This is a genomic window from Thermosynechococcus sp. (genome assembly GCF_046299635.1).
In the GTDB taxonomy this organism is placed as follows: Bacteria; Cyanobacteriota; Cyanobacteriia; order Thermosynechococcales; family Thermosynechococcaceae; genus Thermosynechococcus.
Genome location: NZ_JBKBHV010000004.1, coordinates 97,603 through 123,393, shown reverse-complemented (window position 1 = coordinate 123,393; position 25,791 = coordinate 97,603). Strand labels below are relative to the sequence as shown.

The 25,791-nt window shown below is 54.2% G+C and carries 25 protein-coding genes; 8 read left to right on the top strand and 17 right to left on the bottom strand.

Annotated elements, in window-relative coordinates:
- Positions 1-157: 157 nt before the first annotated feature.
- The 5 genes from proC to msrB all read right to left on the bottom strand — a co-directional run bounded on the left by proC (position 158) and on the right by msrB (position 4,404).
- Positions 158-979 (bottom strand): pyrroline-5-carboxylate reductase, encoded by an 822-nt coding sequence (proC, locus tag ACK4IR_RS03005; RefSeq protein ID WP_409872365.1) that lies wholly within the window; start codon positions 977-979, stop codon positions 158-160.
- Positions 954-1,529, bottom strand: a complete 576-nt coding sequence (locus ACK4IR_RS03000) for a cell division protein SepF (RefSeq protein ID WP_409872362.1) — start codon at positions 1,527-1,529, stop codon at positions 954-956. The genes proC and ACK4IR_RS03000 overlap by 26 nt, the downstream gene beginning before the upstream one ends.
- A gap of 283 nt (positions 1,530-1,812) precedes the next feature.
- A complete protein-coding gene (locus tag ACK4IR_RS02995) occupies positions 1,813-3,399 on the bottom strand; it encodes an ATP-binding protein (RefSeq protein ID WP_409872385.1) in 1,587 nt (528 codons plus the stop codon).
- 40 nt (positions 3,400-3,439) lie between these two features.
- The gene (locus ACK4IR_RS02990; protein ID WP_409872359.1) at positions 3,440-4,000 is read right to left on the bottom strand and encodes a GAF domain-containing protein; all 561 of its coding nucleotides are present in this window, start codon (positions 3,998-4,000) and stop codon (positions 3,440-3,442) included.
- Positions 3,997-4,404, bottom strand: coding sequence for a peptide-methionine (R)-S-oxide reductase MsrB (gene msrB / locus ACK4IR_RS02985; RefSeq protein ID WP_409872356.1), 408 nt, complete (start codon positions 4,402-4,404; stop codon positions 3,997-3,999). Before msrB ends, ACK4IR_RS02990 begins: the two co-directional genes overlap by 4 nt.
- A 129-nt stretch (positions 4,405-4,533) precedes the next feature.
- Here msrB and ACK4IR_RS02980 point away from each other — a divergent pair, with 129 nt between their 5' ends.
- Positions 4,534-5,910 (top strand): isochorismate synthase MenF, encoded by a 1,377-nt coding sequence (locus ACK4IR_RS02980; RefSeq protein WP_409872353.1) that lies wholly within the window; start codon positions 4,534-4,536, stop codon positions 5,908-5,910.
- Here the strand turns inward: ACK4IR_RS02980 and ACK4IR_RS02975 are convergent.
- From ACK4IR_RS02975 to ACK4IR_RS02950, 6 genes are all read right to left on the bottom strand, one after another.
- Entirely contained in the window at positions 5,907-6,215 is a 309-nt protein-coding gene (locus tag ACK4IR_RS02975) for a hypothetical protein (protein ID WP_409872351.1), read from the bottom strand. The genes ACK4IR_RS02980 and ACK4IR_RS02975 overlap by 4 nt on opposite strands.
- A gap of 177 nt (positions 6,216-6,392) precedes the next feature.
- A complete protein-coding gene (gene petH, locus ACK4IR_RS02970; RefSeq protein ID WP_409872348.1) occupies positions 6,393-7,553 on the bottom strand; it encodes a ferredoxin--NADP reductase in 1,161 nt (386 codons plus the stop codon).
- Between the two features lie 191 nt (positions 7,554-7,744).
- A complete protein-coding gene (locus tag ACK4IR_RS02965) occupies positions 7,745-8,164 on the bottom strand; it encodes a hypothetical protein (protein ID WP_409872346.1) in 420 nt (139 codons plus the stop codon).
- 242 nt (positions 8,165-8,406) lie between these two features.
- Positions 8,407-8,874, bottom strand: a complete 468-nt coding sequence (locus ACK4IR_RS02960; protein ID WP_409872343.1) for a PAM68 family protein — start codon at positions 8,872-8,874, stop codon at positions 8,407-8,409.
- Positions 8,875-8,879: 5 nt separating this feature from the next.
- Positions 8,880-9,149: a 30S ribosomal protein S15 gene (rpsO, locus tag ACK4IR_RS02955; protein ID WP_409872340.1), complete on the bottom strand. Its 270-nt coding sequence runs from the start codon at positions 9,147-9,149 to the stop codon at positions 8,880-8,882.
- Between the two features lie 101 nt (positions 9,150-9,250).
- On the bottom strand, positions 9,251-10,291 hold the full coding sequence (locus ACK4IR_RS02950; protein ID WP_409872338.1) for a LysR family transcriptional regulator: 1,041 nt from the start codon (positions 10,289-10,291) through the stop codon (positions 9,251-9,253).
- 378 nt (positions 10,292-10,669) lie between these two features.
- Between ACK4IR_RS02950 and ACK4IR_RS02945 the strand changes: the two genes are divergently transcribed.
- Positions 10,670-12,847: a CHASE2 domain-containing protein gene (locus ACK4IR_RS02945; RefSeq protein WP_409872335.1), complete on the top strand. Its 2,178-nt coding sequence runs from the start codon at positions 10,670-10,672 to the stop codon at positions 12,845-12,847.
- A 21-nt stretch (positions 12,848-12,868) separates the two neighbouring features.
- The gene (locus ACK4IR_RS02940) at positions 12,869-13,111 is read left to right on the top strand and encodes a ferrous iron transport protein A (RefSeq protein WP_409872332.1); all 243 of its coding nucleotides are present in this window, start codon (positions 12,869-12,871) and stop codon (positions 13,109-13,111) included.
- On the opposite strand, the gene ACK4IR_RS02935 is transcribed toward ACK4IR_RS02940, so the two are convergent.
- From ACK4IR_RS02935 to ACK4IR_RS02915, 5 genes are all read right to left on the bottom strand, one after another.
- Entirely contained in the window at positions 13,100-14,731 is a 1,632-nt protein-coding gene (locus ACK4IR_RS02935) for a CTP synthase (RefSeq protein ID WP_409872330.1), read from the bottom strand. The genes ACK4IR_RS02940 and ACK4IR_RS02935 overlap by 12 nt on opposite strands.
- A 79-nt stretch (positions 14,732-14,810) precedes the next feature.
- On the bottom strand, positions 14,811-15,155 hold the full coding sequence (locus tag ACK4IR_RS02930) for an ArsR/SmtB family transcription factor (protein ID WP_409872328.1): 345 nt from the start codon (positions 15,153-15,155) through the stop codon (positions 14,811-14,813).
- 117 nt (positions 15,156-15,272) lie between these two features.
- Entirely contained in the window at positions 15,273-16,958 is a 1,686-nt protein-coding gene (locus ACK4IR_RS02925; RefSeq protein ID WP_409872325.1) for a B12-binding domain-containing radical SAM protein, read from the bottom strand.
- Positions 16,959-17,029: 71 nt separating this feature from the next.
- Positions 17,030-17,815, bottom strand: a complete 786-nt coding sequence (gene cpdA, locus ACK4IR_RS02920) for a 3',5'-cyclic-AMP phosphodiesterase (RefSeq protein WP_409872322.1) — start codon at positions 17,813-17,815, stop codon at positions 17,030-17,032.
- Positions 17,816-17,858: 43 nt separating this feature from the next.
- A complete protein-coding gene (locus tag ACK4IR_RS02915; protein ID WP_409872382.1) occupies positions 17,859-18,800 on the bottom strand; it encodes a DMT family transporter in 942 nt (313 codons plus the stop codon).
- 245 nt (positions 18,801-19,045) lie between these two features.
- Between ACK4IR_RS02915 and ACK4IR_RS02910 the strand changes: the two genes are divergently transcribed.
- Genes ACK4IR_RS02910 through ACK4IR_RS02895 form a run of 4 tightly spaced genes read left to right on the top strand, consistent with a single transcriptional unit; the run spans position 19,046 to position 23,977 of the window.
- A complete protein-coding gene (locus ACK4IR_RS02910) occupies positions 19,046-20,917 on the top strand; it encodes a hypothetical protein (RefSeq protein ID WP_409872320.1) in 1,872 nt (623 codons plus the stop codon).
- A 53-nt stretch (positions 20,918-20,970) separates the two neighbouring features.
- Complete coding sequence (locus ACK4IR_RS02905) at positions 20,971-22,779, top strand: proline--tRNA ligase (protein ID WP_409872317.1); 1,809 nt, start codon at positions 20,971-20,973, stop codon at positions 22,777-22,779.
- The gene (locus ACK4IR_RS02900; RefSeq protein WP_409872314.1) at positions 22,776-23,405 is read left to right on the top strand and encodes a class I SAM-dependent methyltransferase; all 630 of its coding nucleotides are present in this window, start codon (positions 22,776-22,778) and stop codon (positions 23,403-23,405) included. Before ACK4IR_RS02905 ends, ACK4IR_RS02900 begins: the two co-directional genes overlap by 4 nt.
- Entirely contained in the window at positions 23,405-23,977 is a 573-nt protein-coding gene (locus ACK4IR_RS02895) for a hypothetical protein (RefSeq protein WP_409872312.1), read from the top strand. The genes ACK4IR_RS02900 and ACK4IR_RS02895 overlap by 1 nt, the downstream gene beginning before the upstream one ends.
- Here ACK4IR_RS02895 and murA read toward each other — a convergent pair.
- Complete coding sequence (gene murA, locus ACK4IR_RS02890) at positions 23,933-25,252, bottom strand: UDP-N-acetylglucosamine 1-carboxyvinyltransferase (protein ID WP_409872310.1); 1,320 nt, start codon at positions 25,250-25,252, stop codon at positions 23,933-23,935. The two genes, ACK4IR_RS02895 and murA, sit on opposite strands and share 45 nt — an antisense overlap.
- A gap of 95 nt (positions 25,253-25,347) precedes the next feature.
- On the opposite strand from murA, the gene ACK4IR_RS02885 reads away from it, so the two are divergent.
- Positions 25,348-25,779, top strand: a complete 432-nt coding sequence (locus ACK4IR_RS02885) for a hypothetical protein (RefSeq protein ID WP_409872307.1) — start codon at positions 25,348-25,350, stop codon at positions 25,777-25,779.
- Positions 25,780-25,791: the final 12 nt, after the last annotated feature.

Sequence of the window (25,791 nt, the reverse complement as noted above, 5' to 3'; positions counted from 1 at the left end):
TTCAGCAACAAGCTGAAATTGAGTAATTCCTCCCGCTGGTCGTCTGCCGCTTCACCAGCACTGCAGCACTTTTCAGGCAGTAAATAAACACCACCTTCACATCTAAGCCTTCGATGGCAGGGGGGTCAGCGGTTGTGGGAGAGTTGGGCATAGGCACTTAGTTGAGGGCTTGGGCACGCTCGTAGGCCGCTTTTACCGTTTGCATGAGGGTTCCACGCACACCAGCGGCTTCTAGGACTTCCAGACCCGCAATGGTTGTCCCCGCAGGACTGGTGACCGCATCCTTGAGTTGGGCTGGATGTAGGGCGCGCTCATTAAGTAATTGTACTGTGCCTGCTATTGTGCCATAAACGAGTTCCTGTGTCAGCGATCGCGACAGCCCCACCGCCACCCCAGCATCACACAAGGCTTCCACTATCAGAGCAATAAAGGCAGGGCCAGAGCCGGAGAGCGCCGTCACCGCATCCATTTGGCCTTCACTGACAGCCACCACCCGCCCCAGCACCCCTAGCAAACTCTTAATTTTTTCAATCTCCAGTTCACCGGCGGCACTGTCGCTCGCTAGGGCTATGACTCCCGCCCCCACCTGAGCCGGGGTATTGGGCATTGCCCGGAAAATCAACCGCTGCGGAAACAGTTGCCGCAGGCGCCCACTATAAATGCCCGCCATAATTGAAACAACAATCCCCGCCCGCCGGGCGACTTCTGCATCCGCCAGTTCCACTTCGATATCGGCAAAGGCCTGCGGCTTGACAGCCAACAGCAGGATTTCGGCGGTGGCTACCTCTTGGTTGGTGGTCACCTTTACCCCATAGGTTTCGGCTAGATACTGCTGCCGCTGGGGCGATCGCGCCGACACCCAAACCTGCTCGGGTAAGAGGCCGTCCACCAGCAACCGCGAAAGCATTGCCTCCGCCATGCGGCCACAGCCAATGATCCCAAGGACAGGCACCCTAAGCACTACGCTGTTGTTGGGCATCCATGCCCCAAGCAGGGGGTGGGGCAACGGGTGTGGGTGTTGCAGTTGGACGAACCCCACCCACTTGGGTACTCACTTGGACACAGCTTGGCGTAAACAGGAAAATACTTTCACCAATGCGCTCCTGGTGGCCATCAATGGTGTACGTAGCACCCGCAACAAAATCCACCGAGCGTTGGGCTTGCTCCGGCTCCATCAATGTTAGATTCAGCACCACCGATTTGCGCTCTTTAAGGGCTTTAATCACCTCAGGCATCTCACTAAAACTGCGGGGCTGCATCACCAAGACTTCCGCCACTGCACCCCACCAGCGACCGGCATTGGGCATACCAATGACATTGGCAGGAGCTGAACCCGTCGGCACTGAACCGGTGGCAACTGAAGGAGAGGGAGTGGTGTCAAAGTCATGACTCAAGGTTGGCCGTGATGTGGGCAACGGTTCCACGTCAGAGTCCATGGTTGCCGTTCGTGGCGTTCCTTGAGGGTATTCCTCATCGTAAATGTCAGTCTCTGGGGTTAGACCCATGAGGTCACGGAGTTTGCCCAACATAACGACTCACTATTGCTCCCAATAAATGTAGGTAGTTCTGAAGTTATCAAACACGCCATGGTTGAATCACCACGACAGGCCAAGACGGTAAAAGCCAGATGATATGTTTCATGTTTTAACAATTCTAGTTTCGTGGCGAAAAGGGAACCTATGCACAAACATCCACGATAGTTGTGTTAAAACAGGATGGTTCAACTGGCCATTTTACACGAAACCAAGAGAAAAAGATGGATTTGGCCTTAAGTGTCTCGCTTTTGCACGGGTTTGTCAAGCACAAGAATCTCTAAGTTGTGCTTGCTAGCGGAATACGAAACCAAAAGGTTGCACCCTGAACTTGACTCTCTTCAACTCCGATCTCACCCCCATGAGCGGTAATAATTTGCCGACAGAGGTATAGACCCAAACCAATACCAGTGCGATGGTGGCTTTCACTGCCACGGTAGTAGAGGTCAAAAAGGCGCGATCGCTGGTCAGGGTGGATGCCCACGCCATTGTCTCTGACTGTGCAGTAAATGTTATCTCCCTGTACTTCTGCCGTCAGGGTAATTATGAGACCGGGATGATTGTGCTTGAGAGCATTGGTTAGCAGGTTTTCATAAACTCGCCGCAGCTGGTTCGGATCAGCGCGCACAAGGGGCAAGGTAGGGGAAATTTGCAATTTCACTGTGGCGTTATTTTTCTGGAGCAGTGGTTGCAGATCAGTCAAGATTTCATTGACAAGGACAGCTAAGGACATGGGGGCGATCGCTAGAGAAAGGGAAGGTGGCTGATCAACGTGAATATGCAGAAGTGTTTCAATCAGATGCAGTTGCCGCTGCTGGCTTTGTTGGATACAGCTCAACGTGCTGCGGGGCACAGGAATGGTATCGCCAGTGTCGCTGTGCAAGAGATGGTTAATGACCATGAGGGTACCCAGAACAGGAGTGCGCAGGTCATGGGACACCGCGTGCAAAAAAATATCCTTGAGGTGATTGAGTTCCTCTAGTTCGCGCATTTTCTGCTGCAACTGCTCGGTGCGCTCAGTTACCTGCTGTTCCAAGTTGGCATTCAAGGCTGCGAGTTTTTGATAGAGTTCTGCCTGTTGCAGGGCGATCGCCACCTGAATGGCCAACTGCTCTAAAAAAGCTCGCTCGTGGGGCTGCCACTCTCGCTGCTTGTCACATTGGTGTACCCCCAGCAAAAAGCATTTACCTTGGGGCTGATGGTGGATGGGAATTAATAGGCAGGATTGAATGTGGTGCGCTTCATATACCTGTCGCAGATGGGGATCAAGAATTTCTGTCTGCTCACAGGAGAGGGTTGCCGGTGTAGTCAGCAGCCACGAACGATAATGCGCATTTTGCAGAAGCGCCTCCAGATTCGTGTGCCACTCGGGCGCCATAGCAGCGGCGACAATTTGAATTTCAGCCGTCCTCGGCTCATAGGAGACAATAAACACGCGATCGCTGAGGAGATAGCGGCGCACTTCCACCACCGTGGTATTGAGAATCTCGGGCAGTTCCAGCGTTTGGCGAATGCGCAGGGCAATTTCCGCCAGTACTTGTTGCCGTTGGGCAGCCAATTGCACGTTCTGTTCAGCGGTTTTGCGTTGGGTAATATCCCGTATCCCCACCACCCTTGCCCAGCGCCCCTGATAGAGAATGGATTTGCCCTGAACCTCAACAGTCAGTGCATCACCACTTTTGGTGCGAGCAAGGGCTTCAAAGGGAACATCAATGGGCTGCTGAATTCGCTCTAAAATCAGCGATCGCGACGCCGGATGTGTCAGCAACAACACTGATTGACCCACCAGTTCTGAAGCACTATAGCCAAAGAGTCGTTCGGTTGCCGCATTAACATCGAGAATTTGCCCCTGCTTATGGATAATCACGGCTTCGGAAGTGGCTTGAAAGAAGGTGGTCAAGCGGGCTTCACTTTCCTCTAATGCTTTGACGGCACGGTGGAGATCGCGACTTTCCACCACCAAGGACACCAGATCCGCTAGGGAAGCTGCAAACTGCTCCTCCGCAACCGTCCACTGGCGCGGTGGCCCCACGTGCTCGTGGCAAAGAATGCCCATCATCGCCCCTTCGACCCAATATCGGCACATCCAGCAGTGAGGTAATACCAAGGGGTTCAAGGTAACTTTGGCGGAACTCTTGGGTGCGCGGATCAAACCAAGCGTCATGGGCGGTAATCGTGCGCTCCTCTTGCAGGGCGGCAAAATAGCGAGGATAGTCACTGGCCGTTAGCCTCATCCCCGCCGCCGTAAATGCCTGTGCTGACTGTTGAAACAACTGCACACATTCAATGTGTTGGCGATCGCCCGAATAAAACCAAAGACTCACCCGCTCCACCTTGAGACTGCGGGCACTCGTCCCGAGAATGTCCTGTAACATCTCCTCAAAGTTTGCGCTGTGGAACGGCTGCCGCCGCGCCAGTTCTACCAAAATACGGTTGAGACTTTGCAGTTGTTCAATGACCGGGGTCATGAAGAGGCGGTAGATTCAGGGACAAATTCCAGCGCCGCTGAGTTAATGCAGTAGCGCAGTCCTGTGGGTGGCGGACCATCCTCAAAGACATGACCTAGGTGGGCATCACAGACATTGCACAATACTTCTGTGCGCACCATGCCATGGGAAAGATCCCGCTCCATGCGGATATTTTTCGGGTCAAGGGGTTGCCAAAAACTCGGCCAGCCACTGCCAGAGTCATACTTGGTGTCGGAGCGAAAGAGCGGCGTGCCACAGCAGACACAGCGATAGAGACCGGGCTTTTTGTGATTCCAGTAGCAGCCCGTGAAGGCGCGCTCCGTTCCCTTCTTGCGGGTGACGTAGTACTGCTCAGGAGTCAGTTGAGCTTGCCATTCTGCATCTGTTTTCACAACCTTAGCCATGCTTACCTCAGAATATAGACAGTGATCCTACTCCTCAGCATACTCAGGGACATCGGCAAGTTCCAGTCCTTTTGCCAAAGGTTCCCTGCCAAGGGGAAAATGTAAGGGCAATCTTGACCTTGTTTGGTTATGCCCGTTTCGCTGCCCCTTACCTTTGATTTGTCCTCTGAATCCGAGTTTTATACTCAGGTCAGCGCTGGAATTCAGGCAGCACAGCAGGCCAATTGTCAGTTCCTGAGTTTGGGACTGCCTTTACCAACGGTTGATCCCCTCCTTCTGTTGGCTGGTCTGATGCAGGTCAGTGGCGAAAGTGAGCATTTTTACCTTGAGCAAGCGGGGGAGATCGTTGCTGCCTGTGGCGCGGTGGCGACTATGACTGCTCAGGGACAGCAGCGGTTTGCAGAATTGCGGCGTTTTAGTGAACGGATTCTCAATCGAGTGTGGGCGATCGCCCCGGCGGAACCCCGTGTCTTTTGTCAGTTTAGTTTTTGGGATCACACAGGCTCTAACCGAGGCGTCTTACCCCGCTGGCAGGTGATTCAGCGTTTTGATCAGGTTTGGCTTACCCTCAGTTGTGCCTTGGAAACCAGTACACCCCATTGCCTCTGGCAAGACTGGCAACTAGTACAGCGGGCACTGGCACACATTCTTGCCGATCCGCCCCCCTGTCCACCGCCACTGACGATCGCCCTACCACCTCTGACGCAGCAATATGACCAATTCATTACCAGTGTCAAACATACCCTCCAACTCCTAGAGGACGGCGAACTCGAAAAACTCGTTTTGGCCGCCGCCCTCACCCTAGAGCAGCCTCAGGGGTTTAACTGGTTGGGCACATTGCAAAACCTGCGCCGCCAGTATACCAATTGCTATATCTTCAGTGTCGGTCAACAGCAGCAACAGGTCTTTTTGGGGGCAAGTCCTGAACGCTTGGTCAAAATTGCCGATGGCGTCCTCTGTGCCGATGCCTTGGCGGGGTCTCGTCCGCGGGGGCAAACTCGACAGGAGGATCAAAGCCTGCGCAATGGCCTCTACCACAGTCCCAAGGAACGCTATGAGCATCAGGTGATTGTTGAATTTCTCTGCCAAACCCTCCAAGCCTTGGGCATGACCTGTGAGGCGCCGACCACACCCCGCATCCTTGAGTTAAGCCATATTCAGCATTTGCAAACACTGATTCGGGCGCAAGTTTCTCGACCCATTCATATTCTTCAAGTGGTGGCAGCCTTGCATCCTACGCCAGCAGTGGCGGGGTATCCTGCTTTACGGGCACAACACTGGCTTCACCAACTAGAGTCCTTTGATCGCAATGGTTATGCCGCTCCCCTTGGTTGGGTGACGCCCACAGGAGAAGGGGAATTTATTGTCGGAATTCGCTCTGCCCACCTTCAGACCAACCATGCCCATCTTTTTGCTGGCGCGGGTATTGTCAAAGGCTCTCACCCGGAACGGGAATGGCAGGAGATCCTTTGGAAGTTTCAGACAATGATCTCCGCTTTGGCCTAACGCAGGGGAGGCTGCTTTTTGCTCATTGTCAACATGGGCAAGGGCTGGGAGGATTGGGGCGGCAGAGCATACTGGGGAACTTTTTCAGGAAGCGGACGCTCGGGCGATCGCTGGAGCAAGCGATAGAGGAGCGCACTTCCCATGAGACCCAGACCCAATAGCAGCAGGCCATTGTAGCCCCCCACTCCACCGATGGTTGAATCCACCCCTCCCATCAGCAGGAGGAAGGCGGAGATGGGTTCTTTGCGGTAGGCTTTGCGTAGAAAGCGAGGATAAATCATAAGCGATCGCTGGGTACTCACCATTAGAAGAACACGAGAATGCTCATGACTTGGCGTTAAATAGGTTACATTTTAGCGACCGTACGCCAAACATTTATCTCTCAGTAACAGCTCCATCAGGCGACTTACTTCTATGCTGACAGATCCAAAAGTCAATCGGCATTGAGGGGAAAAGGGGGCGATCGCCCCCAGATATTCTCCCTAGTAGGTTTCCACGTGCCAGCGACCTTCTTTTTTGAGCGTGCCTTTGAGGAACGCTTGCCAATCGGCACCGTTTTTGGCTGCCGCTGCTGTCATCGCCTCATCAATCCCCGGCTCCATCCCCCTGAGACCACACATATAGACATGGGTGTTTTTCTTCTGGAGAAGTTGCCAGATTTCATCGGCATGCTCGGCAATGCGGCCTTGGATATACATCTTGCCGCCGTCAGGAGTTTTTTGCTCACGGCTGATGGCATAGGTAAGGCGGAAGTGATCGGGATATTTGGCCTGTAGCGCCTCTAGCTCCTCCTTGTAGAGGATATTGGCGGTGTAAGCAACACCAAAGAAGAGCCATGCCAGACCCTTGAATTGATAATCGGGGTTGTTTTCTTTGAACATGCGCCACAAAAAGGCACGGAAGGGGGCAATTCCAGTTCCTGTTGCCAGCATGATGATCGTGGCTTCGGGATCATCGGGCAGGAGCATTTCTTTACCCACCGGCCCTGTAATTTTCACCTCATCGCCGGGTTGCAGTTGGTTCAGGTAGGAGGAGCAAACCCCATAGATGGTTTCCCCCGTCTCTTTGTCCTTGTACTCTAGGCGCCGCACACAGAGGGAGACTGTTTTATCATCCTGAAAGTCGCCGTGGCGGGTCGAGGCAATGGAGTAGAGGCGCAGCTTATGGGGTTTGCCGTTGGCGTCGGTACCCGCAGGAATAATGCCAATACTTTGGCCTTCAAGATAGCGCAACTCGGTGCCGGAAATGTCAAAGATAATGTGCTTAACAGTTCCCTCGCCCCCTTCCCGCACTAGTTCTTCATTGGAGATAACCTTACCAATGCAGGGATTGTTGGGACGATAGATATTAACGGGAATATCAACTTTCTTTTCTTTAACAGGGGCAGCACCGTTATTGGATGCAGGTTCCGTGGTGGTAGTCAAGGGTGCAGCCGTACCATCAAGGGGTTGAATGCTGACAATTTTGCCCCCCCAACGGGTAATCTGCTGCATAAACTGATTCATGCGGTCATAGGGAACGTTGAAAAATTGACTGCCACTGTTGCGGATGGCATAGTCAGTTTTATCGGTTTCGGCATTTTGTCGCAGTCCCACCACTTCATAGCGAAACATCCGACTGCCAGAATTTGTCGCATTGTACATGGGCTACACGATCTCCAAGAATTAACTCAGCTTTACATTCTGCAACACAACGTCCCAACCGCGATCAACTATCACGTTTTGACTGCGGGATTGCCGCGCTTCGGCCACCCACATTATATCTAGCAAGGGTAGCTACAGGGGCTTTTCCTAGGGATAAAGCTAGATTTCTTGGCTGGAATACACTGGCTCACTTAGCCAAGCATAGGTTTGCAATACATAGCGCGATCGCGCCCTGAGCGTTTGGCTTCGTACAAGGCAGCATCGGCAAGGCGGCAATGCTGATTGCCTAAAACAATGCGTTCTTCATCCTGCTCTATCAGGAAAAAGCCCCCTTCAATGCGATTTTTGAGGTCAATAAGAATTTGGGCAACGGTCTTGGCATCAAGGGGGCGATCGCCGAGGGCTTGGGTGTAAAGCTCATTGATTTGATTGCGCATTTGCTGTCCCACAAGGGCGATAAATCCCGAAGCATCATCTAGCCCCACAACATCTTCAAGGGTTTCTGCCATCAATCCCCGTAAATTTTGCAGAAAGCTAGCGGACTGTAAGTCAATGGGTAGATCTCCCACAGTTATGTGACCCTCAACTGGGAACATTTCCGTTGCTGTCATAGGGGTTGTCCTAGGGAAACAAAGTTTGAGCGACTTTAGCACCTTTTCCGTTGGTCATCCCTAGAGCACTTGATGTTGCCATGAAGCACTTTTGGAGTGTTGCTGACCGTGCTCAGTGATTACCGAAAGGGTGTAACTATATGGACTATATGAATCTATAAGCCACAGAGAACGATAAGAATCCGTAAAGAATTCTTTACATTTTCTTGATTAGAGGAGCATACATGAGTCAACGATCGCGCCTATTCGGCGTTTTGCGATCGCTGGGCTTGATAGGCCTGCCAACTCTCCACAACGCGACCAAAATTGGTGCGGAACTCTCGCCAGCCGAGCCAGCTGCCCTGTTCATTCTCATCCCAAGAGGCCGAAAGGATGCCATAGCTCAGCCCCACAGCGCCAAGGCCAAATAGACCAAGACTGGCAATGACAACGGCTACATTGGGCAGCTTAAACCAGCCCTCATGGACAACCAAGTAGCTAAGGGGAAACGTCATCAATCCCAAAAGGGTGGGGGTGCCGCAGAAAATGGCCATACGGGTCACCATCCGCTGGCTGACAATTTCTGGAATTCCCGTACTTTTACGTTTCGCTGGTTTGGTTTGGGATGTTGCGGCATTAGAACGGACGGCTGCGGTAGCAGGAGCTTTAGCCGGCTTTGTCGCTCCCTTTTTTTTCCTAGACTCAAAAGGCAGATCCGACCGTTTTGCCATTGTCTTTAACCCCGAATTCCTAGACGTTCAATAAGTTGGCGATAGCGTTGGGCATCGTGGCGATGGATATAAGCCAATAGACGCTTGCGACGGCCAATAATTTTCAGCAGTCCTCGGCGGGAGGCGTGATCCTTTTTATTTGTCTTGAGATGCTCAGAAAGCTGCTTGATTCGCTCTGTGAGGATGGCAACTTGAACATCCGCAGAGCCAGTATCCGTACCGTGAATCTGGTAAGTGTTGATGATTTCCTGTTTAACGTCGTGTTGCAGAGCCATGGTCATCAGTTATGAACAGCGCGATCCATTATCATACTACGTTCTTTTGAAAGAAGAAACTCCCTGAACCGCGACCATTCTGCCCGTTTACGTACGCTGCCCTAGGAATTGCTGACATTGGTGCTGTTTTCCTCAGTGGGAGCGATCGTCAGCAGTTCCTTGAGGGGTTTTTCACTGTCGGAGATCGGTGGTTTAGCCGTTGTTAGTTCTGTATCAATGGCAAAGGTGGCAAATTGGGTGAGAATTTCGCGGCAAAAAACCTCCGCTGCCCGCGATCGGTAGCGATGGGGATTGGTAATCAGCGATAGGGTGCGTTTCACCACCACATTTTCAATGCCCACCCGCCGTAGGCTTCCTAGTTGTAACTCCTTCTCAATGGCGGAAATGGAGACAAAGGCCGCCCCCAAACCTGACTGCACGGCGTTTTTAATCGCCTCGATGGAATTTAACTCCATCTCCACCTTGAGGCGACGGGGATCAATGTTGGCGCGCTGAAGAACTTGGTCAATCACCTTACGAATCGTGGATTGGGCATCGAGGGCAATAAAGCTCAGCTTGTATAAGTCTTCTTTGGTGAGGGTTTCGGCACTAGCCAAAGGATGATTCACCGGCAAAACCAGTGCCAGCTCATCCTCAGCATAGGGGGTAACGGTAATTTGCTCACTCAGTTCCGAGGGGACTTCCCCGCCAATAATGGCCAGATCAATTTGACCGTTGACCAAACTCCAGCAGGTGCGACGGGTGGAATGCACATGCAGTTGCACAGCCACTTCGGGATATTTGCTGCGAAATAGCCCAATCATGCGGGGCATGAGGTAGGTGCCAGTGGTTTGACTCGCCCCAATAATCAGGGTGCCCCCTTGCAATTTTTGCAGGTCTTCGATGGCACGGCAGGCTTCATGGCACAGGGAGAGAATTTGATCGCCGTAGGCCAGTAGGAGTTGTCCGGCTTCGGTGAGCTGAGCGCGGCGTCCCCCGCGATCAAATAGGGGAACGTCCAGTTGGCGCTCAAGATTTTGCACCTGTAAACTCACTGCGGGTTGGGAGACATAGAGGCTGTCAGCGGCTCGCTTAAAGCTGCCTTCAAGGGCGATCGCCTTCAGGATTCGCAATTGATCAAGGGAAAAGGGCAATTCGGACATAGGTATAGAGGCCATCGGCGTGCCACTAAGAGGCGTTTTTCTGAACTTATCAGGAATCATGCCCAATTGATATCTATTCCCGCAAAAAGACTTTGGCGTGCCGGTGATGTCAAACAGCACGTCTGAACCTATTGTAAGGGTTGGGTTTCCCCCACGCGATCGCCGACTTTTGTTACACATTGTTACATTATTTCGCTATGGAGCGATTGATCCCCAATCCAGCACTCCCCAAACATTCGCCTGCATTTGTGACTCCTTGGCTCCATACCGAGTTGCTCATCCTCTAGCAACAGCGGAAAGGGAAGATGTCCGTTCGCTAAAATCAGTCTAGCGATGCTCTCGGAGAGCCGCTACACAATTGCGGGAGGAGTTGAAATCGTGCCCTACACTTGGCCAAAGTGGCTGCCAATGCCGGCTGTTGCCACTACACTAGGGGTGGCTGCTGTTGTGATCGGTGTGCGCCAACTGGGACTGCTCCAGCCCTTGGAACTGAGTTTGTATGACTTTTATGTGCGATCGCAACCCGCCCGCGACCCTGATCCGCGCGTCCTAACGGTGCTGATTACAGAGCAGGACATTCAAGCCCAAAAAACGTGGCCACTGCCCGATGCGACGGTGGCGGCTCTGCTTACCCGCCTCAATGCGGCAAGTCCGCGTGCCATTGGCTTGGATATTTTCCGGGATTTGCCCCAGCCCCCCGGCCATGAGGCGCTGCAAAACCTGATTCGCATCAACCCGCGCATTATCCCGGTGTGCAAATCAACGGGGGAAACAGCAGAACAACCCGAAGTGCCGCCGCCACCGAGTATTCCCACAGCACAGGTACCAGAGCGGGTGGGCTTTGCGGATATTCCCCTCGATAATGATGGCGTCATTCGCCGCAATCTATTTGGGATCAGCAACCCCAAGGCGCAGCGGTGTACCACGCCCTTTTCCTTTGCCCTGATGCTGGCCCTGCGCTACCTCGAAAAAGACCCCAATCAGACGATCAAACTCGATGACCAGGGGCTGACCCTGAATGGGGTGCATTTTCCCCTCCTCACCAGAGAGGCCGGTGGCTATGTGGGGGTAGACGATCGCGGGATGCAAACTCTCTTAAAGTACCGCTCCCGCACCGCCGTGGGGCCAACGGTTTCCCTCACGGATGTCCTGACCGGACGGGTGAGCGATGACCTGATTCGCGATCGCGTGGTTTTGATTGGGGTCGCGGCACCGAGTATTAAGGATACTTTCCTCACTCCCTATAGCGGTAGTGATGCGGTGACGCAGCAAATGCCGGGGGTGGTTGTCCATGGCCAGATGGTTAGTCAATTCCTGAGTGCTGCCTTGGACGGAGAAGGCCCCATTTGGTACTGGCCGCTACCCGTGGTGCTGGGCTGGATTTTGCTGTGGGCCGGGGTGGGCAGTGTCCTTGGCTGGTGGTTGCGGCAACCCCTGTGGTTGGATGTAGCCCTCGGCGGGGGGCTAGTCATCCTCTTTGGCGGTGGCTTTGCCATATTTGTCATGGGAAGTGGCTGGATTCCTGTCCTGCCGCCGGCGATCGCCCTTGTGCTCAGCAGTGTGAGCATGGTGGGCTACGTTAGCTATCAGGCGCAGCAGGAGCAGAAGTTGTTTCAAGCCAAAGTCCGGGAGCAGGAAAAAGCCTTGGCGGTGTTGCGATCGCTGATGGCCGAGGATACTGCAGCCCTCAATGCCGCCCTCCGCGAACCCACCGAAATTACCGGCAAGCCCCGCTCTCTTCTCGGTGGTCGCTACAAAATCCAAAAAGTCTTGGGGTCAGGGGGCTTTGGCCGCACCTATTTGGCGCGAGATACCCAGCGACCGGGGAATCCCCTCTGCGTGGTGAAGCATTTGCGGCCGGGGCGCACCGATGAGCGCTTTATGCAGGTGGCGCGGCGCCTGTTTAACACCGAGGCAGAAATCCTTGAAAAACTAGGCCGCCACGATCAGATTCCCCTCTTGCTTGCCTATGTGGAGGAAAATCAGGAATTTTATCTAGTTCAAGAATTTATTGAAGGTCAGTCTCTAAGCCAAGAACTCAAACAAAAACACACGGAAGCCCAAGCCATTCAACTCCTCCGGGAAATCTTGGAGGTGCTGAGTTTTGTCCACAGTCACTATGTGATTCACCGCGATATTAAGCCCGACAATATTATTCGCCGTGCCGGCGATCGCAAGCTGGTGCTCATTGACTTTGGAGCGGTGAAGCAAATTCAACCCCCAGAAGTGGAGAAAACCCAAGGGAGCACCGTGGTCATTGGTACAATGGGCTATGCACCACCAGAGCAGCTCTCCGGTCAACCCACCCTCAGCAGTGATATTTACGCCGTGGGAATGATTGTGCTGCAAGCCCTGACGGGGATTAAACCCCGCGATCTACCGCGGGATCCGCGCACCGGTGAGGTGGATTGGCGGCAGTGTGTTACGGTTAGCGATGGGGTGGCAGCGGTGCTCGATAAGATGGTGAAATTTAACTTTAGCGATCGCTACCCCTCGGCCAAGGAAGCCCTTCAGGAGGTGCGGCGTTTAGGGACACCGGCGTCGCCTGTCTCATGAATCATCTCGTGAATCTTGGCTGTGTTACTCTCTGATCTCCCCCTTGGTACTTCGGCGCGTATTACTGCAATTGAAGGGTCGGCGGCTTGGCAACGCCGCCTTGCTGCCGTGGGACTGACGGTGGGTCAAACGGTTACCCTGCTGCGTCGTGCTCCCTTCAGCCAAACCTTCGCCGTGCGGGTGGGTCTCCTGACGGAGGTGGCCCTGCGAGCAGCGGATGCCCGCACCATTCTGGTGGAGCTGCTGGAAACCCTAGAGCGTTGACACCAGTTGCGGGTTCTCCCAGTTGGCGTCCTTGGCCACTGCCGCCAGCAAGCCGTAAAAGAGAGGATGGGGAGCATTGGGCCGGGAACGAAACTCGGGGTGAAACTGCACGGCAATAAAGAAGGGGTGAGCCGGATACTCGATAATTTCCACCAAGCGGCCATCGGGAGAGGTGCCCGTAATTCGATAGCCTGTTTCCAAAAAGAGGTTGCGATAGGCATTGTTAAACTCGTAGCGGTGGCGGTGCCGCTCGTAGATGACCGTTTCCCCGTAAAGCTTTTCCGCCAAGGAGTTGGGGGTTAGGCGGCAGGCATACAAGCCCAAGCGCATGGTTCCCCCCAAATCCACAATGTCCTGCTGTTCGGGCAACAGGTGAATCACCGGATGGGGAGTATTGGCGTCAAACTCAGCACTGTTGGCATTCTCTAAACCCGCAATATGGCGTGCCCACTCAATAACGGCACACTGCATCCCCAAGCACAGTCCCAGAAAGGGAATCCCGTGCTCACGGGCGTACTGAATGGCGGCAATTTTGCCTTCGACCCCGCGAATGCCAAAGCCTCCCGGCACAACGATGGCCGCAACATTGCGGAGGGCATTTTCCACACCATTGTCAACGATTTCTTCGGAGTTGACCCAGCGGATACGCAGTTCCTGATCAAGGGCGATCGCCGAGTGGCGCAGGGCTTCCACCACCGAAAGATAGGCATCGCTGAGGCGCACATATTTGCCAACGATCGCTACCTCCAAGGGCGTATGGGAACGGTAGAGCCGCTCCACAAGGGCTTGCCACTGACTGAGATCCGGTTGCCGCTGCTCCAAGTTCAGAAGACTCAATACTTGAGTGGCTAGCCCTTCGCGCTCAAGCAGCAGGGGCACCTCGTAAATACTTTTGGCATCCGGTGAGGGAATGACGCATTCCACAGGGACATCACAAAACTGGGAGAGCTTTTCTTTGATGCCGGGAACAAGGGGGCGATCGCAACGGCAGATGAGAATATCCGGCTGAATGCCGATGGAACGCAACTCCTTCACCGAGTGCTGGGTGGGTTTTGTTTTCATCTCTCCTGCCGAGGCAATCCAAGGCACCAAGGTTACGTGCATAAACAGCACATGGTGCCGCCCCACCTCCGTGCGAAACTGGCGGATGGCCTCAAGAAAGGGCAGCGACTCAATATCGCCAACAGTTCCCCCAATTTCAATAATCACCACATCGGGGTTTTTGTCCTTGGCCACCCGCAGAATGCGTTCCTTAATCTCATTCGTAATGTGGGGGATCACCTGCACCGTTCCCCCCTTGTAGTCGCCGCGCCGCTCCTTGTTAATCACAGCTTGGTAAATAGATCCCGTCGTCACACTATTCAGGCGGGACATAGGCGTATCGGTAAAGCGTTCGTAGTGCCCCAAGTCCAAATCCGTTTCGGCACCATCATCGGTGACAAAGACTTCCCCGTGCTGAAAGGGACTCATTGTACCCGGATCCACATTGATGTAGGGATCCAGCTTAAGGATGGAGACCGAGTACTGTCGCGATTTCAACAGCCGCCCTAAACTGGCAGCAACAATCCCCTTCCCGATGCTGGAGACAACACCGCCGGTTACAAAAACGTACTTTGTCATTGCCGAATACTCGTGATTGGCCGCAGGGGCATACTTGTCAAAACTTACGCTATTATTCTCGCATATTGCACCATAGCGCCTAGGAGAAATTATTCACCAATTCCTTGACGACTTGGGATTGCTCCTCAATACGCTGCCTCAGCCGCTGACACACCAAATCACACAGCGGAAAGATCGTTGGATCAGCAATTTCATAATAGACCGTAACCCCTTGGGGTTGTCTTCGCACCAGACCCGCTTGAGCAAGAGTTTTCAAATGCTTGGAGACATTGGCCTGCCCCAAGCCCGTCTCTTGAATAATCTCTGAGACATTGCGTCGTCCGTGTTTTAGGGCACAGAGCACTTGTAGGCGACTGGGTTCTGCCAGCACTTTGAAATAGTCAGCAACGTGGACAAGTAAATCAGGGGAGGGGAGGTCAACCATAGAGAGTATTGCAGAGACACAGATCAATTGCAGAGACACAGATCAGGATAACTTAGCTTAATAGTTCTATTATATGACTCTACAGTAAATAAGTAAATAAACCAACCTACCCCGTGGCTAACGCAGTTTGACCGCCAACTTGATTGCGGATGTGGATGATGAGGACGTTGAATTTTGTCGGCGTAGGCGTTGGGCATAGAAAGACGCCGCTTCATCACCACGGGCACATTCTTGGGCAAAGTTAATCAAATGATGCCCCACAACACCGACATGGATCACTTGTTCGATTTGGCCTTTTTTCAGAGCAGGCCATGCCAGTTTCCAGAACGTCTTGCGATAGCTCCCCCAAAGCCCCACGTGCCAGAGGAGATTTTTCATAATCCGCAGTCCCCGCAGGATATTTTCACGGCTGAGGCGAGCCGGACTATTGGGCACGGCAATGCGGTTGGGGTAGGTGTGCTCCATTTGGTAGGCAAACCGTTCGTAGAGGAATTCTGGTTCATAGGCGGCTGTGATCGTGCGGCGCCACATTTCCACCACCTCTTCGTAGGGCATGAGGAACTCCACATTGGATTCACGGCTTTCGTCATGGTTGAGGCGACCTTCTGCTTCAAGGCGCCGCCACAGGGGAGTACGGGGTAGGGCGTGCAGCAGGTTAATCGTCAATATGGGAATCTGGGAAGCGCGAATAAATTCAAGAATGCGATCGCCCGTCTGGGGTGTATCCGTATCAAAGCCGATGATGATTCCGGAGACCACTTCCATGCCGTAACGATTGAGGGTTTGCACTGCTTGGAGAATCGGCATGCTCAGGTTTTGATCTTTGTGGATGGCATGAAGTGCTTCCGGCTCGGGGGTTTCAATGCCACAGAAAATCGTACAGAAGTAGGCTTCCCGCATCATTTCGAGGAGTTTCGGGCTTTGGGCAATGTTCAGGGTCGCCTCACAGGCAAACTGCACCGGATAGCCGTTGGCCTTCTGCCACTCAATGAGATGTGGCAGCAGTTCGGTTACGGCGCGGCGGTTGCCGATAAAGTTATCGTCCACAAAATAGACTGCTCCCGGATTGCCCGCAGCCAGCATGGTATCCAGCTCCTTGAGGATCTGCTGTGGCGTTTTTAGGCGGGGATTGCGGCCATAGAGTTCGGGGATATCGCAAAACTCACAGCGAAAGGGACAGCCACTGGAAAACTGAATACTGCCGAGGAAGTAATTTTCCATGCGCACGTGCCGGTAGGCGGGGATGGGAAACTCACTCAGGGGCAATCTTGCGGTGGTTTCAAAGATCAACTGTTGGGGTGGGCGCCGGCTGCCATATTCATCAAAGTAGGCAATCATTTTGTCCGTGGCATCCCCCAGTTCCCCCAAATGGAGAATATCCACCTGCGGGTAGTATTCCGGACAACTGGAAACCGAAGGCCCGCCAAGGGCAGTGAGTTTACCGTGACGATGGGCAATTTCATTGATTTCTAAAATTTGTGGCCGCTGAATGTGCATGCCACTGATAATCACCACATCTGCCCAAGCATAGTCGGCCTCGGTTGCCGGCCGCACATTTTCATCAATGAGGCGCACGTCCCAAGATTCGGGAAGATAGGCGGCCACCAATAGAATTCCTTGGGGCGGCATGAAGGCGCGTACGCTGCCCATGAGGGGGTAGGCATGGTGAAACGTACCAAAGGAGCGGCTATAGCGGGGAAAAATGCAAAGAATACGGCGATGGTTGCGGGGGGTATAGGGGACTCGACCACCGGTCATCTCGGGAACCAGTTTAATCTCATCAGTACTCCGACTGAGGTTCATTGCCCACCACTCCTACCTACACGCACTTTTCTCAATAGGTATAGCCTACAAATGCGGCTATCGCCTAGGTTTTAGTACCCTTTGGCACTGAAGTCCAATGTGAGGGGAATCTCTACCCGCTCAATATGGGTGCTGAATGTGCCATCGGGGTATAGCGAGAGATGACGAAAACCAGGACCAATGGGTTCAAGGGAAAATTCAGGGGCACGGGGCAAAAACTGGATACAGGTGGAAGGGCAGCCCAGATACGTGACCCGTTGCCGCTCGGTAGCAAATTCCTGATGGATGTGACCAAAGAGAACCAGTTTTACCTGTGGATGGCGATCTAAAACGGCAAAAAGATGCTCAGGGTGCTGGAGGCGGCTACAGTCAAGCCAAGGGGCACCGGTCTCAAAGGGGGGATGGTGCAGAGCAATGAAGGTGGGGCGATCGCCTGTGCGATGTAAGGTCTCCTCTAGCCAACTTAGGGTCTCAGGGGTCAATTCACCGTGAACTTGACCCTCTGCGTAGGAACTCAGGAGCAGGCCTTGCCAAGCCCCAAGGTTAATCTGGCGATCGCCCCGCAGCGGCGGACGCGCAAGCGCCGGCAGCATTGCCCTTGGTTCATCATGGTTGCCGGGAATCCAATAGACAGGACAGGTAAAATCGCTGAAGGCAGCGGCCAAGCGGTTGTAGGTGGTGGCAATAGGTTCTTGAGCCAAGTCTCCTGTCAGCAGCAGGGCATTGGGGGTATGATGGCGAATGGCTTCCAAAACAGCAGCTAGGGATTGAGCCGTGGGCAGGCCAAGGAGTCGGTCTTCCTCTGTGGCAAATAAATGTAAATCCGATAACTGGATCAGGCGAACAGGTTGATTCATAGACTCGCTGGGGGTTGGGAACGCTGTAGCTTAGATGCTCAGGCTATTTCATCTGATCAACTACCTTAACGCGGACAGAGGTCGGCGATTCACGCAAGCGAGCAGGTAAGGGGAGTTGTTGCCACCACTGACCAAGCACTTGGCGTTGATTGATAAGGTAAATGCTGAGGAGCGTTAACCCCACGCCTAGTAACTGAACCTGACTTAGGGTTTCCCCCAAGAACCAATGCCCAAAGGTGAGGGCAAACACCGGCGTGAGAAACGTCAGGGCACTGAGACTGGTGAGATTTCCCTTGGCGGCGAAATAGAAAAAGACACCGTAGGACAGAGCACTGCCAAAGAGGGTGGTATAGCCCAGATTGAGAACATCCGACCAGTGGAGGCCTGCCCAAGGCGCCGGGGTCTGTAGGCTCGGCCAAAGCAATAGGGGGAGTCCCCCCAAGACCATGTGCCAGCCGGTGGCGACAACGGGATCCGCATAGCGTGCCAAGGGGCGCATAAGAATTGTGCCCACGGCCATCGAGAGGGCAGCCAACAGCATCCACAGTTCGCCCCGCTGCCACCACTGTCCCCAAGGGATGCCTTGCCATGTGCTAGGTTGATGGAGCAGCGTCAAGAGGTCATCGCCTAGACCAATGCCGCTAATGCCCAGTAAGCCAAGGAATAGCCCCAGCCAGCCCCAACCCCCAACGCGCTCTTGATACAGCCAGCGCGACAGCAATGCCACCGCCAAGGGTTGGGAGTCAATCATCACAGAGCCAAGGCCGGCGCCGGTTTTTGCTAAGCCCGTGGCCAGAAACCCCTGAAATAAAAAGCCATCCACAAAGGCAAACAGACTAATCCATCCCCACGCCTGCCAGCTATTGGGTTGGGGTTTACCAAGGGCGATCGCCACCGCTAAAACCAGAAGACCTGCGGGCACGAGGCGCACCCCCCCCACCCACAGCGGCGAGGTATGGGGCATTACCTCTTTCATAGCCACCATGGCAGTTCCCCAAAAGAAAAAGGGGGAAATTAAAATCAAACGTTGCCAGAGTGCGGTCACAGGGGTTGCAAAATCAAGAGAAATGTTAAGGATTATTGCAATTCGTATCCTTAAATTATAATCCTGCCGTGGGAAACAGCAACTTCAGGAGAGAACCGACAAGTTGATTTGCTATAACAAGTTCTAATGACCTCCCTAGCATCCTAGGGAAATTTCAGGCAGTGGGTGAGGAGCCGCAGCAAGGAATGAAAGCACTAGAGGTTTGGCAACGGTGGTTCCGGCGGGTTCCTAAGTCAGCGGAGCTAGCGATCGCCCCAGTGGGAACAACGACCACGGAATCTATTCCCTCCCGCTGGCAAACCTACCGCCAACGCCTTATGGCATACGAGGGGTGGCCTTGGCTTATCCCTTTTTTAATCTCCGGAGCAACCTTGATGACTGCCAGTGCGTGGCTATTGGTGTTACCCCCCTTGCCCGATTGTCGTCACCCCGGCTTCGTCATGAGTGATGGCGATCGCCTCTACTGTGCGGATCAAGCAGCTCTTCACGGCAACTTGCCCTCTCTCGCTCAAGCGATTGAAACCGTCAGTCAATGGCCAGAAGATCACCCCCTCTTTCCCCAAGCAAAACGACGTGTCGATGAATGGTCTGCCGCCCTTCTAGTAATTGCCCGCCAACAGTTGAGCCAAGGCAATATCGAACTGGCCACCCTTCTCCTGAAGAAAATCCCCAGCACTGCCGCCGGCTACGCCCAAGCCCAAGAGCTACTGACCGCAACCCATGTAGGAGAGGGTGGAAACTTGTTGGCCACAGCGGAGGCGGCACTGCGGCAGCAGGATTGGGGATTGGCATTACTGCAAGTGAAATTGATGAACCAATTAGGCACCCCCTACTGGCGCGAACAGGCCCAAAAGCTCTCGGTGCGCATCTCCCAAGAACAGGATGCGTGGGTACAACTGGTGCAGGCACGGGACTTAGCGGCTTGGCTAACGCCCAATGAACTGGCGGAGGCGGTCATGCTGGCTCTGAAAATTCCCCCGGCGGCGGTTGTCTATTCCCAAGCCCAAGCGGATATTCGCCGTTGGATTCCGCAAGTATTTACCTATGCAGAGGAGCGCTTAGCCGCCGGCGATCGCGAGGGCGCCTTAGCCCTTATCGAGAAAATTGCCCCGGCGCTTGAGGTGTCCTACCACGATCGCCCGATTGTGATCTTGGGTCAAGCCAAAGCCCTTGCGGCCAAGGGAACGGTTTTGGGCTACTGGGAGGCGATCGCCCGCGTGCAGCAGATTCCCACCACCGATCCATTCTATGAATCGGCTCAAGCTTACCTCAAGACATGGCAGCAACAGTTGCGTAACCAGCAGCAGCTTCAGTGGGCGTCGTGGCTTGCTAATTCCCATCTACGCTGGGGGTATGCCTTGGCTGTTGCTCAAGCTCGGCAGGTGCCCCTTGGTCAGCCGGAACGGGGTCAAGCCCAAGGTTTGATTGCCCTGTGGCAACGGGATCTGCACACCATTGATGAGCAACCCTTGCTCCATGCGGCGATCGCCCTTGCGGAGCAAAAGCAGTACCAAGCTGCTATCGGCGTTCTCAAATACTTCCCCGACAATGCCGTGCTTGCTAAGGTCGTTGCCAATTACCGTGAGGAGTGGCAGGCAAAACTGGAAGAAATTGAGGATCGTCCCATTTTGGATCGCGCCATTCGTTTGGCCCAGGAAGGCAAACTTGAGAAAGCCATTCAAACCGCCGAGCAAATTGGCCGCGATCGCGCCCTCTACCGCGAAGCCCTGAACAAAATTTGGCAATGGGATTACGAACTGAGCGTGCGTCAACGGCAGCAAGCGATCCCCCCAACCCCTTGGTGGGAAAGCCCCCCTAGTCCCCCCGAAACTACTTCTGAACGAGCAGTCGAGCCAGAATTGGCTCCGCCAGCAACACCCACGCCAGAAACAGTGACGCCCTCACCGACCCCTGAGGCATCTCCCCCGCCCACTCCTGAAACCACAGTTGACCCCACCCCTGCCAGTCCTTCACCGACACCTGAAGCCACTGCCGGCCCTCCGCCGACCCCTGTTCAACCGCCACCAGTGGAACCCGAACCGACGGCTACCCCCTAGCGATCGCCTGCCATCGTAAAATAGAGGCTCTGTGCAGTCTCGGTAGCCCAGCTATGCGCCTCTCGCAAATGCTTTTTGTCACGCTTCGCGATGATCCGGCGGAAGCAGAAATTCCCAGCCACAAACTATTGCTGCGGGCAGGATATATTCGACGGATTGCCAGTGGCATCTATAGCTATCTGCCCTTGATGTGGCGAGTGCTGCAAAAGGTCAGCGCCATTATCCGCGAGGAAATGAACCGCAGTGGTGCCTTGGAGTGTTTACTGCCGCAGTTGCAACCCGCTGAGGTGTGGCAAGAGTCGGGGCGCTGGGATACCTACACCAAGGCGGAAGGGATCATGTTTTCCCTGACGGATCGGTCTGAGCGGCAGTTGGGCCTAGGCCCCACCCATGAAGAGGTCATCACCACCCTTGCCAAGGACTTGATTCGCTCCTATCGCCAGTTGCCCGTTCATCTGTACCAAATTCAAACGAAATTCCGCGATGAGATTCGGCCGCGATTTGGGCTGATGCGGGGGCGGGAATTTATTATGAAGGACGGCTACTCCTTCCATGCCGATGTGGCCAGCCTCAAGGAAGCCTATCAGGCGATGTACGATACCTACAGCCGGATTCTGCGGCGCTGTGGCCTGAGCTTTCGAGCCGTAGAAGCGGATTCTGGTGCCATTGGGGGATCGGCCTCCCATGAGTTTATGGTACTGGCTGCCGCCGGCGAAGATGAAGTGCTCTACACGGCCGACGGTCAATATGCGGCCAATGTGGAAAAGGCCGTCTCGCTGCCTCCTGACCCTGTGCCGACAACCTACACAAAGACGGCGACGCTGGAGACCCCCAATGCGGCAACCATTGATGCTTTGGTTGAGCAATTGCAGTGCCATCCCACCCAAATTGTGAAAAATGTCCTCTATCGAGCGGTCTTCGACAGTGGGCGGGTGGGTCTGGTGTTGGTGAGTATTCGCGGCGATCAAGAAGTGAACAGCGTCAAGCTGCACAACACCCTAACCTCCCTTGCCCCCAACTATGGCGCCACAAAATTGCTGGATCTGCGGGTGGCGGATGCCAATACAGCTCAAGAGTGGGCCGCAACACCGATTCCCTTTGGTTACATTGGCCCCGATTTGGAAGACGCAGTGATTAAAGCGGATCCCCAAATTATTCCCCACTGGATTCGCATTGCCGATCCAACGGTGACAACCCTGAAGCGATTCATTACGGGCGCTAATCGCGATCAACAGCATCGGGTGGGGGTCAACTGGGGCAAAGCCTGTCCGCTGCCGGGGATTGTGGCCGATGTGCGCAAGGCCCAAGCAGGCGATCGCGCCTGTCACGATCCCAATCAGTACCTTGAAAGTGCTCGTGGTATTGAAATTGGCCATATTTTCCAGTTGGGCACCAAGTATTCTGAGGCAATGAAGGCCACCTACACCAATGAGCAAGGGCAAGAAGTGCCCCTGGTGATGGGCTGCTATGGCATTGGGGTTTCCCGCTTAGCCCAGGCGGCGGTGGAGCAGCACCACGACGAAAACGGCATCATTTGGCCGCTGGCGATCGCTCCCTATCAAGTGATTATCGTCGTGCCCAACATTGAGGATGGGCAGCAAAGGCAGGTGGCCACCGACCTCTACGGGCAGCTTCAAGCAGCAGGGATTGAGGTGCTCCTCGACGATCGCGAGGAACGGGCAGGGGTGAAGTTCAAAGATGCCGATTTGATTGGCATTCCCTATCGGCTGGTGACGGGGCGGGCGATCGCCCAAGGGGAAGTTGAATTGGTGGTTCGGGCCACGGGCGCTCGGCTCACCCTCCCCTTAACGGAGATTGTTGGTTATCTTCAGAAGGAGATTGCGCAACAGTTAGCCCCATGATTCTCAGCCCTCAGCAGCGCACGAAACTAGATAGCCGCAGTGATGATCTCTTCTACGCGGTGCCCCGTTTTGTGACCCACGTGGATGATTTCTTTTTGGCGCGCCTAACGGATCTGTATCGCCAACACTTGCGGCCGCAGATGCGGGTTTTGGACTTAATGAGTAGTTGGGTGTCCCATCTGCCCCCGGAGGTCTTCTTTCAGGAAGTGGTGGGCCATGGCATGAATGCCGCAGAGTTAGCCCGCAACCCTCGGCTAGATCGCTATTTTGTGCAGAACCTCAACGAAGAGTTGGCCTTGCCCCTTGAGGATGCCGCTTTTGAGGCCGTGCTGATGGCGGTGTCGGTGCAGTATCTGCAGTATCCGGAGGCGATCTTCGCAGAAATTGCCCGTGTCCTCAAGCCCCAAGGGGTGGTCATTGTCAGCTTCTCCAATCGCATGTTCTTTGAAAAGGCAATTCAGGCGTGGCGAGAAGCCACGGAGGGCGATCGCGTGCAGTTAGTGCAAACCTACATCGAGAGCATTCCCGCCCTTAAGGTGATCGAAACCCATCTGCCCCGTCCTTGGTCTTGGTTAAGACTCACCGATCCCTTCTATGCCGTTGTCGGTCAAAAGCAAGCAGCCTAATGGTTAGAGGCGGCGTCTATGAACAATTTCGCGGTGCCCTCCTTGGACTCCTCTGGGGCATGGCTAAGGAGGATGCTCATCTGGCACAGGCACTGCCGCAGCAATGGCTGCTCCATAACCAAGGGGATTGGTGCGTACAGCTTCCCCAGTTGCTTGCCTCATGGGATCAACCCCTGATCTCGGTTCCCGCGGAACTGCAAGACATTCAAGCGCTGCTGCACGAATACCTAGGGGCGGCTTGGGCCCCTGAACCTTTAGCTTTCCCTGCCGAAAGAGGAGAGATTCTCCGCTATGCCTTGGCGATCGCCCCCTGGGACTTGGAGTTGGCTCATGGAATTGTCTGCCGCCAAGAACCTAACGCCGGTCCTCTTTTGAGCTGTCTTTTTGGTGCCTATTGGGGAGCACTGGCGCTTCCTCTCACCGCCTGGCAGCATTGGACGCCTACAGTGGCTGAAGTTCTCACCCATATCATGACCCAATGGACCGGAGGTTCGGGCAATGAGCTTGCCGTTGCTCCCAAGGCCGGACTAAAAAACTGGAGAAGGGGCTGTACTCGGAACATAGCGCTCTAGCTGTGCGCCCAAACCCCGCAACTTGGCTTCGATTTGCCAGTAGCCTCGATCTAAGTGCTGCAAGCCATAGACGTGGGTTTCTCCGTGGGCAGCTAGTCCAGCAACCACTAAGGCCGCTGTGGCGCGTAAATCCGTACCTGTTACGGGCGCGCCGGAAAGATGGGGCACCCCTCGAATCGCCGCGTGATTGCCCTTGACGCGAATATCAGCACCCATGCGATTCAGCTCGGCCACATGGCCAAAGCGATTCTCAAACACCGTTTCGCTGACTAAACTATTCCCTTCACTGATGGCAAGCAACGTCATCATTAGGGCTTGCATATCCGTGGGAAAGCCGGGGTAGGGGAGCGTTTCAATGTCAGTGGCACGGTAGCGCTGGGCAGGGGTAAAGCGGACACGGGTGGGATCGGGGAATTCAACCGTTGCTCCCATTTCTGCAAGTTTGGCGATAACGGGAGTCAGATGAGCGGGAATCACGGGTGCAAGTGTAATTGCTGAGCGAGTAACCGCAGCCGCCAAGAGAAAGGTTCCTGCCTCAATGCGATCGGGGATAATTTCATATTCAGTGCCGTGGAGGCGATCGACTCCGACAATCGTGATTGAATTAGTGCCGGCGCCATAGATCTTTGCCCCCATGGCGATACAAAAGTTAGCCAAATCCACCACTTCGGGTTCTTGGGCGGCATTTTCAATCGTAGTTTCCCCCTCGGCAAGAGTGGCGGCCATCATTAGGGTTTCCGTTGCGCCGACGCTGGGATAGTCTAAATAGATGCGTGTTCCCTTGAGTTTGGCTGCACTGGCAGTGACGACACCGTGATCAATCGTCACTTCAGCCCCCATCGCTTGCAAACCGCGCACATGGAGTTCCACCGGACGGGCACCAATGGCGCAGCCACCGGGCAAAGGGACACGGGCAACACCTAACCGTGCCACCAAAGGACCAATGGCAAAGAAACTCGCCCGCAGTTGACTGACCAAGCGATAAGGGGGATCATTGGTATTTAAGTCTGTGGCATCAATGGCGATCGCCTCACTACCGAGGCGTTGTACCTTCACCCCCAATGCCTGTAAAATTTCCGCGAGGCGGCGAATATCGGCTAAGTCAGGCACTGCATGAAGAATGGTTGTGTCGGCTGCTAAGAGCGCCCCTGCCATCAAGACCAGTGCTGAATTCTTGGCTCCGCTAATCCTCACCTCACCCGATAACCGATAGCCCCCCTGAATCTTGAGGTGTGCCTGCTCCGTGGTCAGCAGCGTTGCGGTCGAGGTTAGCATATTTCACTCTCACAGCCAAAAGAATTCCAAGCGATTATAGCCCATCAGTGCGAATTTTATGCAAAGATCAATTTTGTAAATTATTTAATTATTTGATGGAACACCAAAATCTCAGTGACTTATTGCGGCAAGAGGCCGCCAAACAAAGTCAAGCTCCCAACAAGCGGAGTCGTCACCAGCCCACCAAGGCAGAACTAGAGCAAGAACTGGCCACCCTCAAAGCAGCCTTAGCAGCCGCAGAAGCTGAGAAAATGACTCAGAACACCCAGATAGAGCAACTCCAACAGGAAGTGCAAACGTGGCGCGATCGCGCCCAAGGCCTTGAAACAGCGCTTCAGGAACTCCAGACTCGCCATCAGGAATTGCACGCCGAATTTGAAGAAGCCAAAGAAGTCATTCGCCAACTCACTGCTCCTCAGCCCTACCGTTTTGAGGACGTGGGATTTAAGCCTCTTGTCAATGAGATTCCCACCCCCAATCCCAATGCCTCTCACCTTGGGGATGCCGAAATTGGTTGGTTTGACTAGCCATTCCCCAAG

What these genes read in the sequence shown, in the direction of transcription:
- proC (WP_409872365.1), bottom strand. Translation starts at nt 979, where the DNA reads ATGCCCAACAACAGCGTAGTGCTTAGGGTGCCTGTCCTTGGGATCATT.
- rpsO (WP_409872340.1), bottom strand. Translation starts at nt 9,149, where the DNA reads ATGGCTCTGCAACACGACGTTAAACAGGAAATCATCAACACTTACCAG.
- ACK4IR_RS02915 (WP_409872382.1), bottom strand. Translation starts at nt 18,800, where the DNA reads ATGGTGGCTATGAAAGAGGTAATGCCCCATACCTCGCCGCTGTGGGTG.
- ACK4IR_RS02930 (WP_409872328.1), bottom strand. Translation starts at nt 15,155, where the DNA reads ATGGTTGACCTCCCCTCCCCTGATTTACTTGTCCACGTTGCTGACTAT.
- msrB (WP_409872356.1), bottom strand. Translation starts at nt 4,404, where the DNA reads ATGGCTAAGGTTGTGAAAACAGATGCAGAATGGCAAGCTCAACTGACT.
- ACK4IR_RS02980 (WP_409872353.1), top strand. Translation starts at nt 4,534, where the DNA reads ATGCCCGTTTCGCTGCCCCTTACCTTTGATTTGTCCTCTGAATCCGAG.
- ACK4IR_RS02895 (WP_409872312.1), top strand. Translation starts at nt 23,405, where the DNA reads ATGGTTAGAGGCGGCGTCTATGAACAATTTCGCGGTGCCCTCCTTGGA.
- cpdA (WP_409872322.1), bottom strand. Translation starts at nt 17,815, where the DNA reads ATGAATCAACCTGTTCGCCTGATCCAGTTATCGGATTTACATTTATTT.
- ACK4IR_RS02900 (WP_409872314.1), top strand. Translation starts at nt 22,776, where the DNA reads ATGATTCTCAGCCCTCAGCAGCGCACGAAACTAGATAGCCGCAGTGAT.
- ACK4IR_RS02990 (WP_409872359.1), bottom strand. Translation starts at nt 4,000, where the DNA reads ATGACCCCGGTCATTGAACAACTGCAAAGTCTCAACCGTATTTTGGTA.
- ACK4IR_RS02960 (WP_409872343.1), bottom strand. Translation starts at nt 8,874, where the DNA reads ATGGCAAAACGGTCGGATCTGCCTTTTGAGTCTAGGAAAAAAAAGGGA.
- ACK4IR_RS02965 (WP_409872346.1), bottom strand. Translation starts at nt 8,164, where the DNA reads ATGACAGCAACGGAAATGTTCCCAGTTGAGGGTCACATAACTGTGGGA.
- petH (WP_409872348.1), bottom strand. Translation starts at nt 7,553, where the DNA reads ATGTACAATGCGACAAATTCTGGCAGTCGGATGTTTCGCTATGAAGTG.
- ACK4IR_RS03000 (WP_409872362.1), bottom strand. Translation starts at nt 1,529, where the DNA reads ATGTTGGGCAAACTCCGTGACCTCATGGGTCTAACCCCAGAGACTGAC.
- ACK4IR_RS02910 (WP_409872320.1), top strand. Translation starts at nt 19,046, where the DNA reads ATGAAAGCACTAGAGGTTTGGCAACGGTGGTTCCGGCGGGTTCCTAAG.
- murA (WP_409872310.1), bottom strand. Translation starts at nt 25,252, where the DNA reads ATGCTAACCTCGACCGCAACGCTGCTGACCACGGAGCAGGCACACCTC.
- ACK4IR_RS02885 (WP_409872307.1), top strand. Translation starts at nt 25,348, where the DNA reads ATGGAACACCAAAATCTCAGTGACTTATTGCGGCAAGAGGCCGCCAAA.
- ACK4IR_RS02925 (WP_409872325.1), bottom strand. Translation starts at nt 16,958, where the DNA reads ATGAACCTCAGTCGGAGTACTGATGAGATTAAACTGGTTCCCGAGATG.
- ACK4IR_RS02975 (WP_409872351.1), bottom strand. Translation starts at nt 6,215, where the DNA reads ATGGTGAGTACCCAGCGATCGCTTATGATTTATCCTCGCTTTCTACGC.
- ACK4IR_RS02950 (WP_409872338.1), bottom strand. Translation starts at nt 10,291, where the DNA reads ATGTCCGAATTGCCCTTTTCCCTTGATCAATTGCGAATCCTGAAGGCG.
- ACK4IR_RS02905 (WP_409872317.1), top strand. Translation starts at nt 20,971, where the DNA reads ATGCGCCTCTCGCAAATGCTTTTTGTCACGCTTCGCGATGATCCGGCG.
- ACK4IR_RS02935 (WP_409872330.1), bottom strand. Translation starts at nt 14,731, where the DNA reads ATGACAAAGTACGTTTTTGTAACCGGCGGTGTTGTCTCCAGCATCGGG.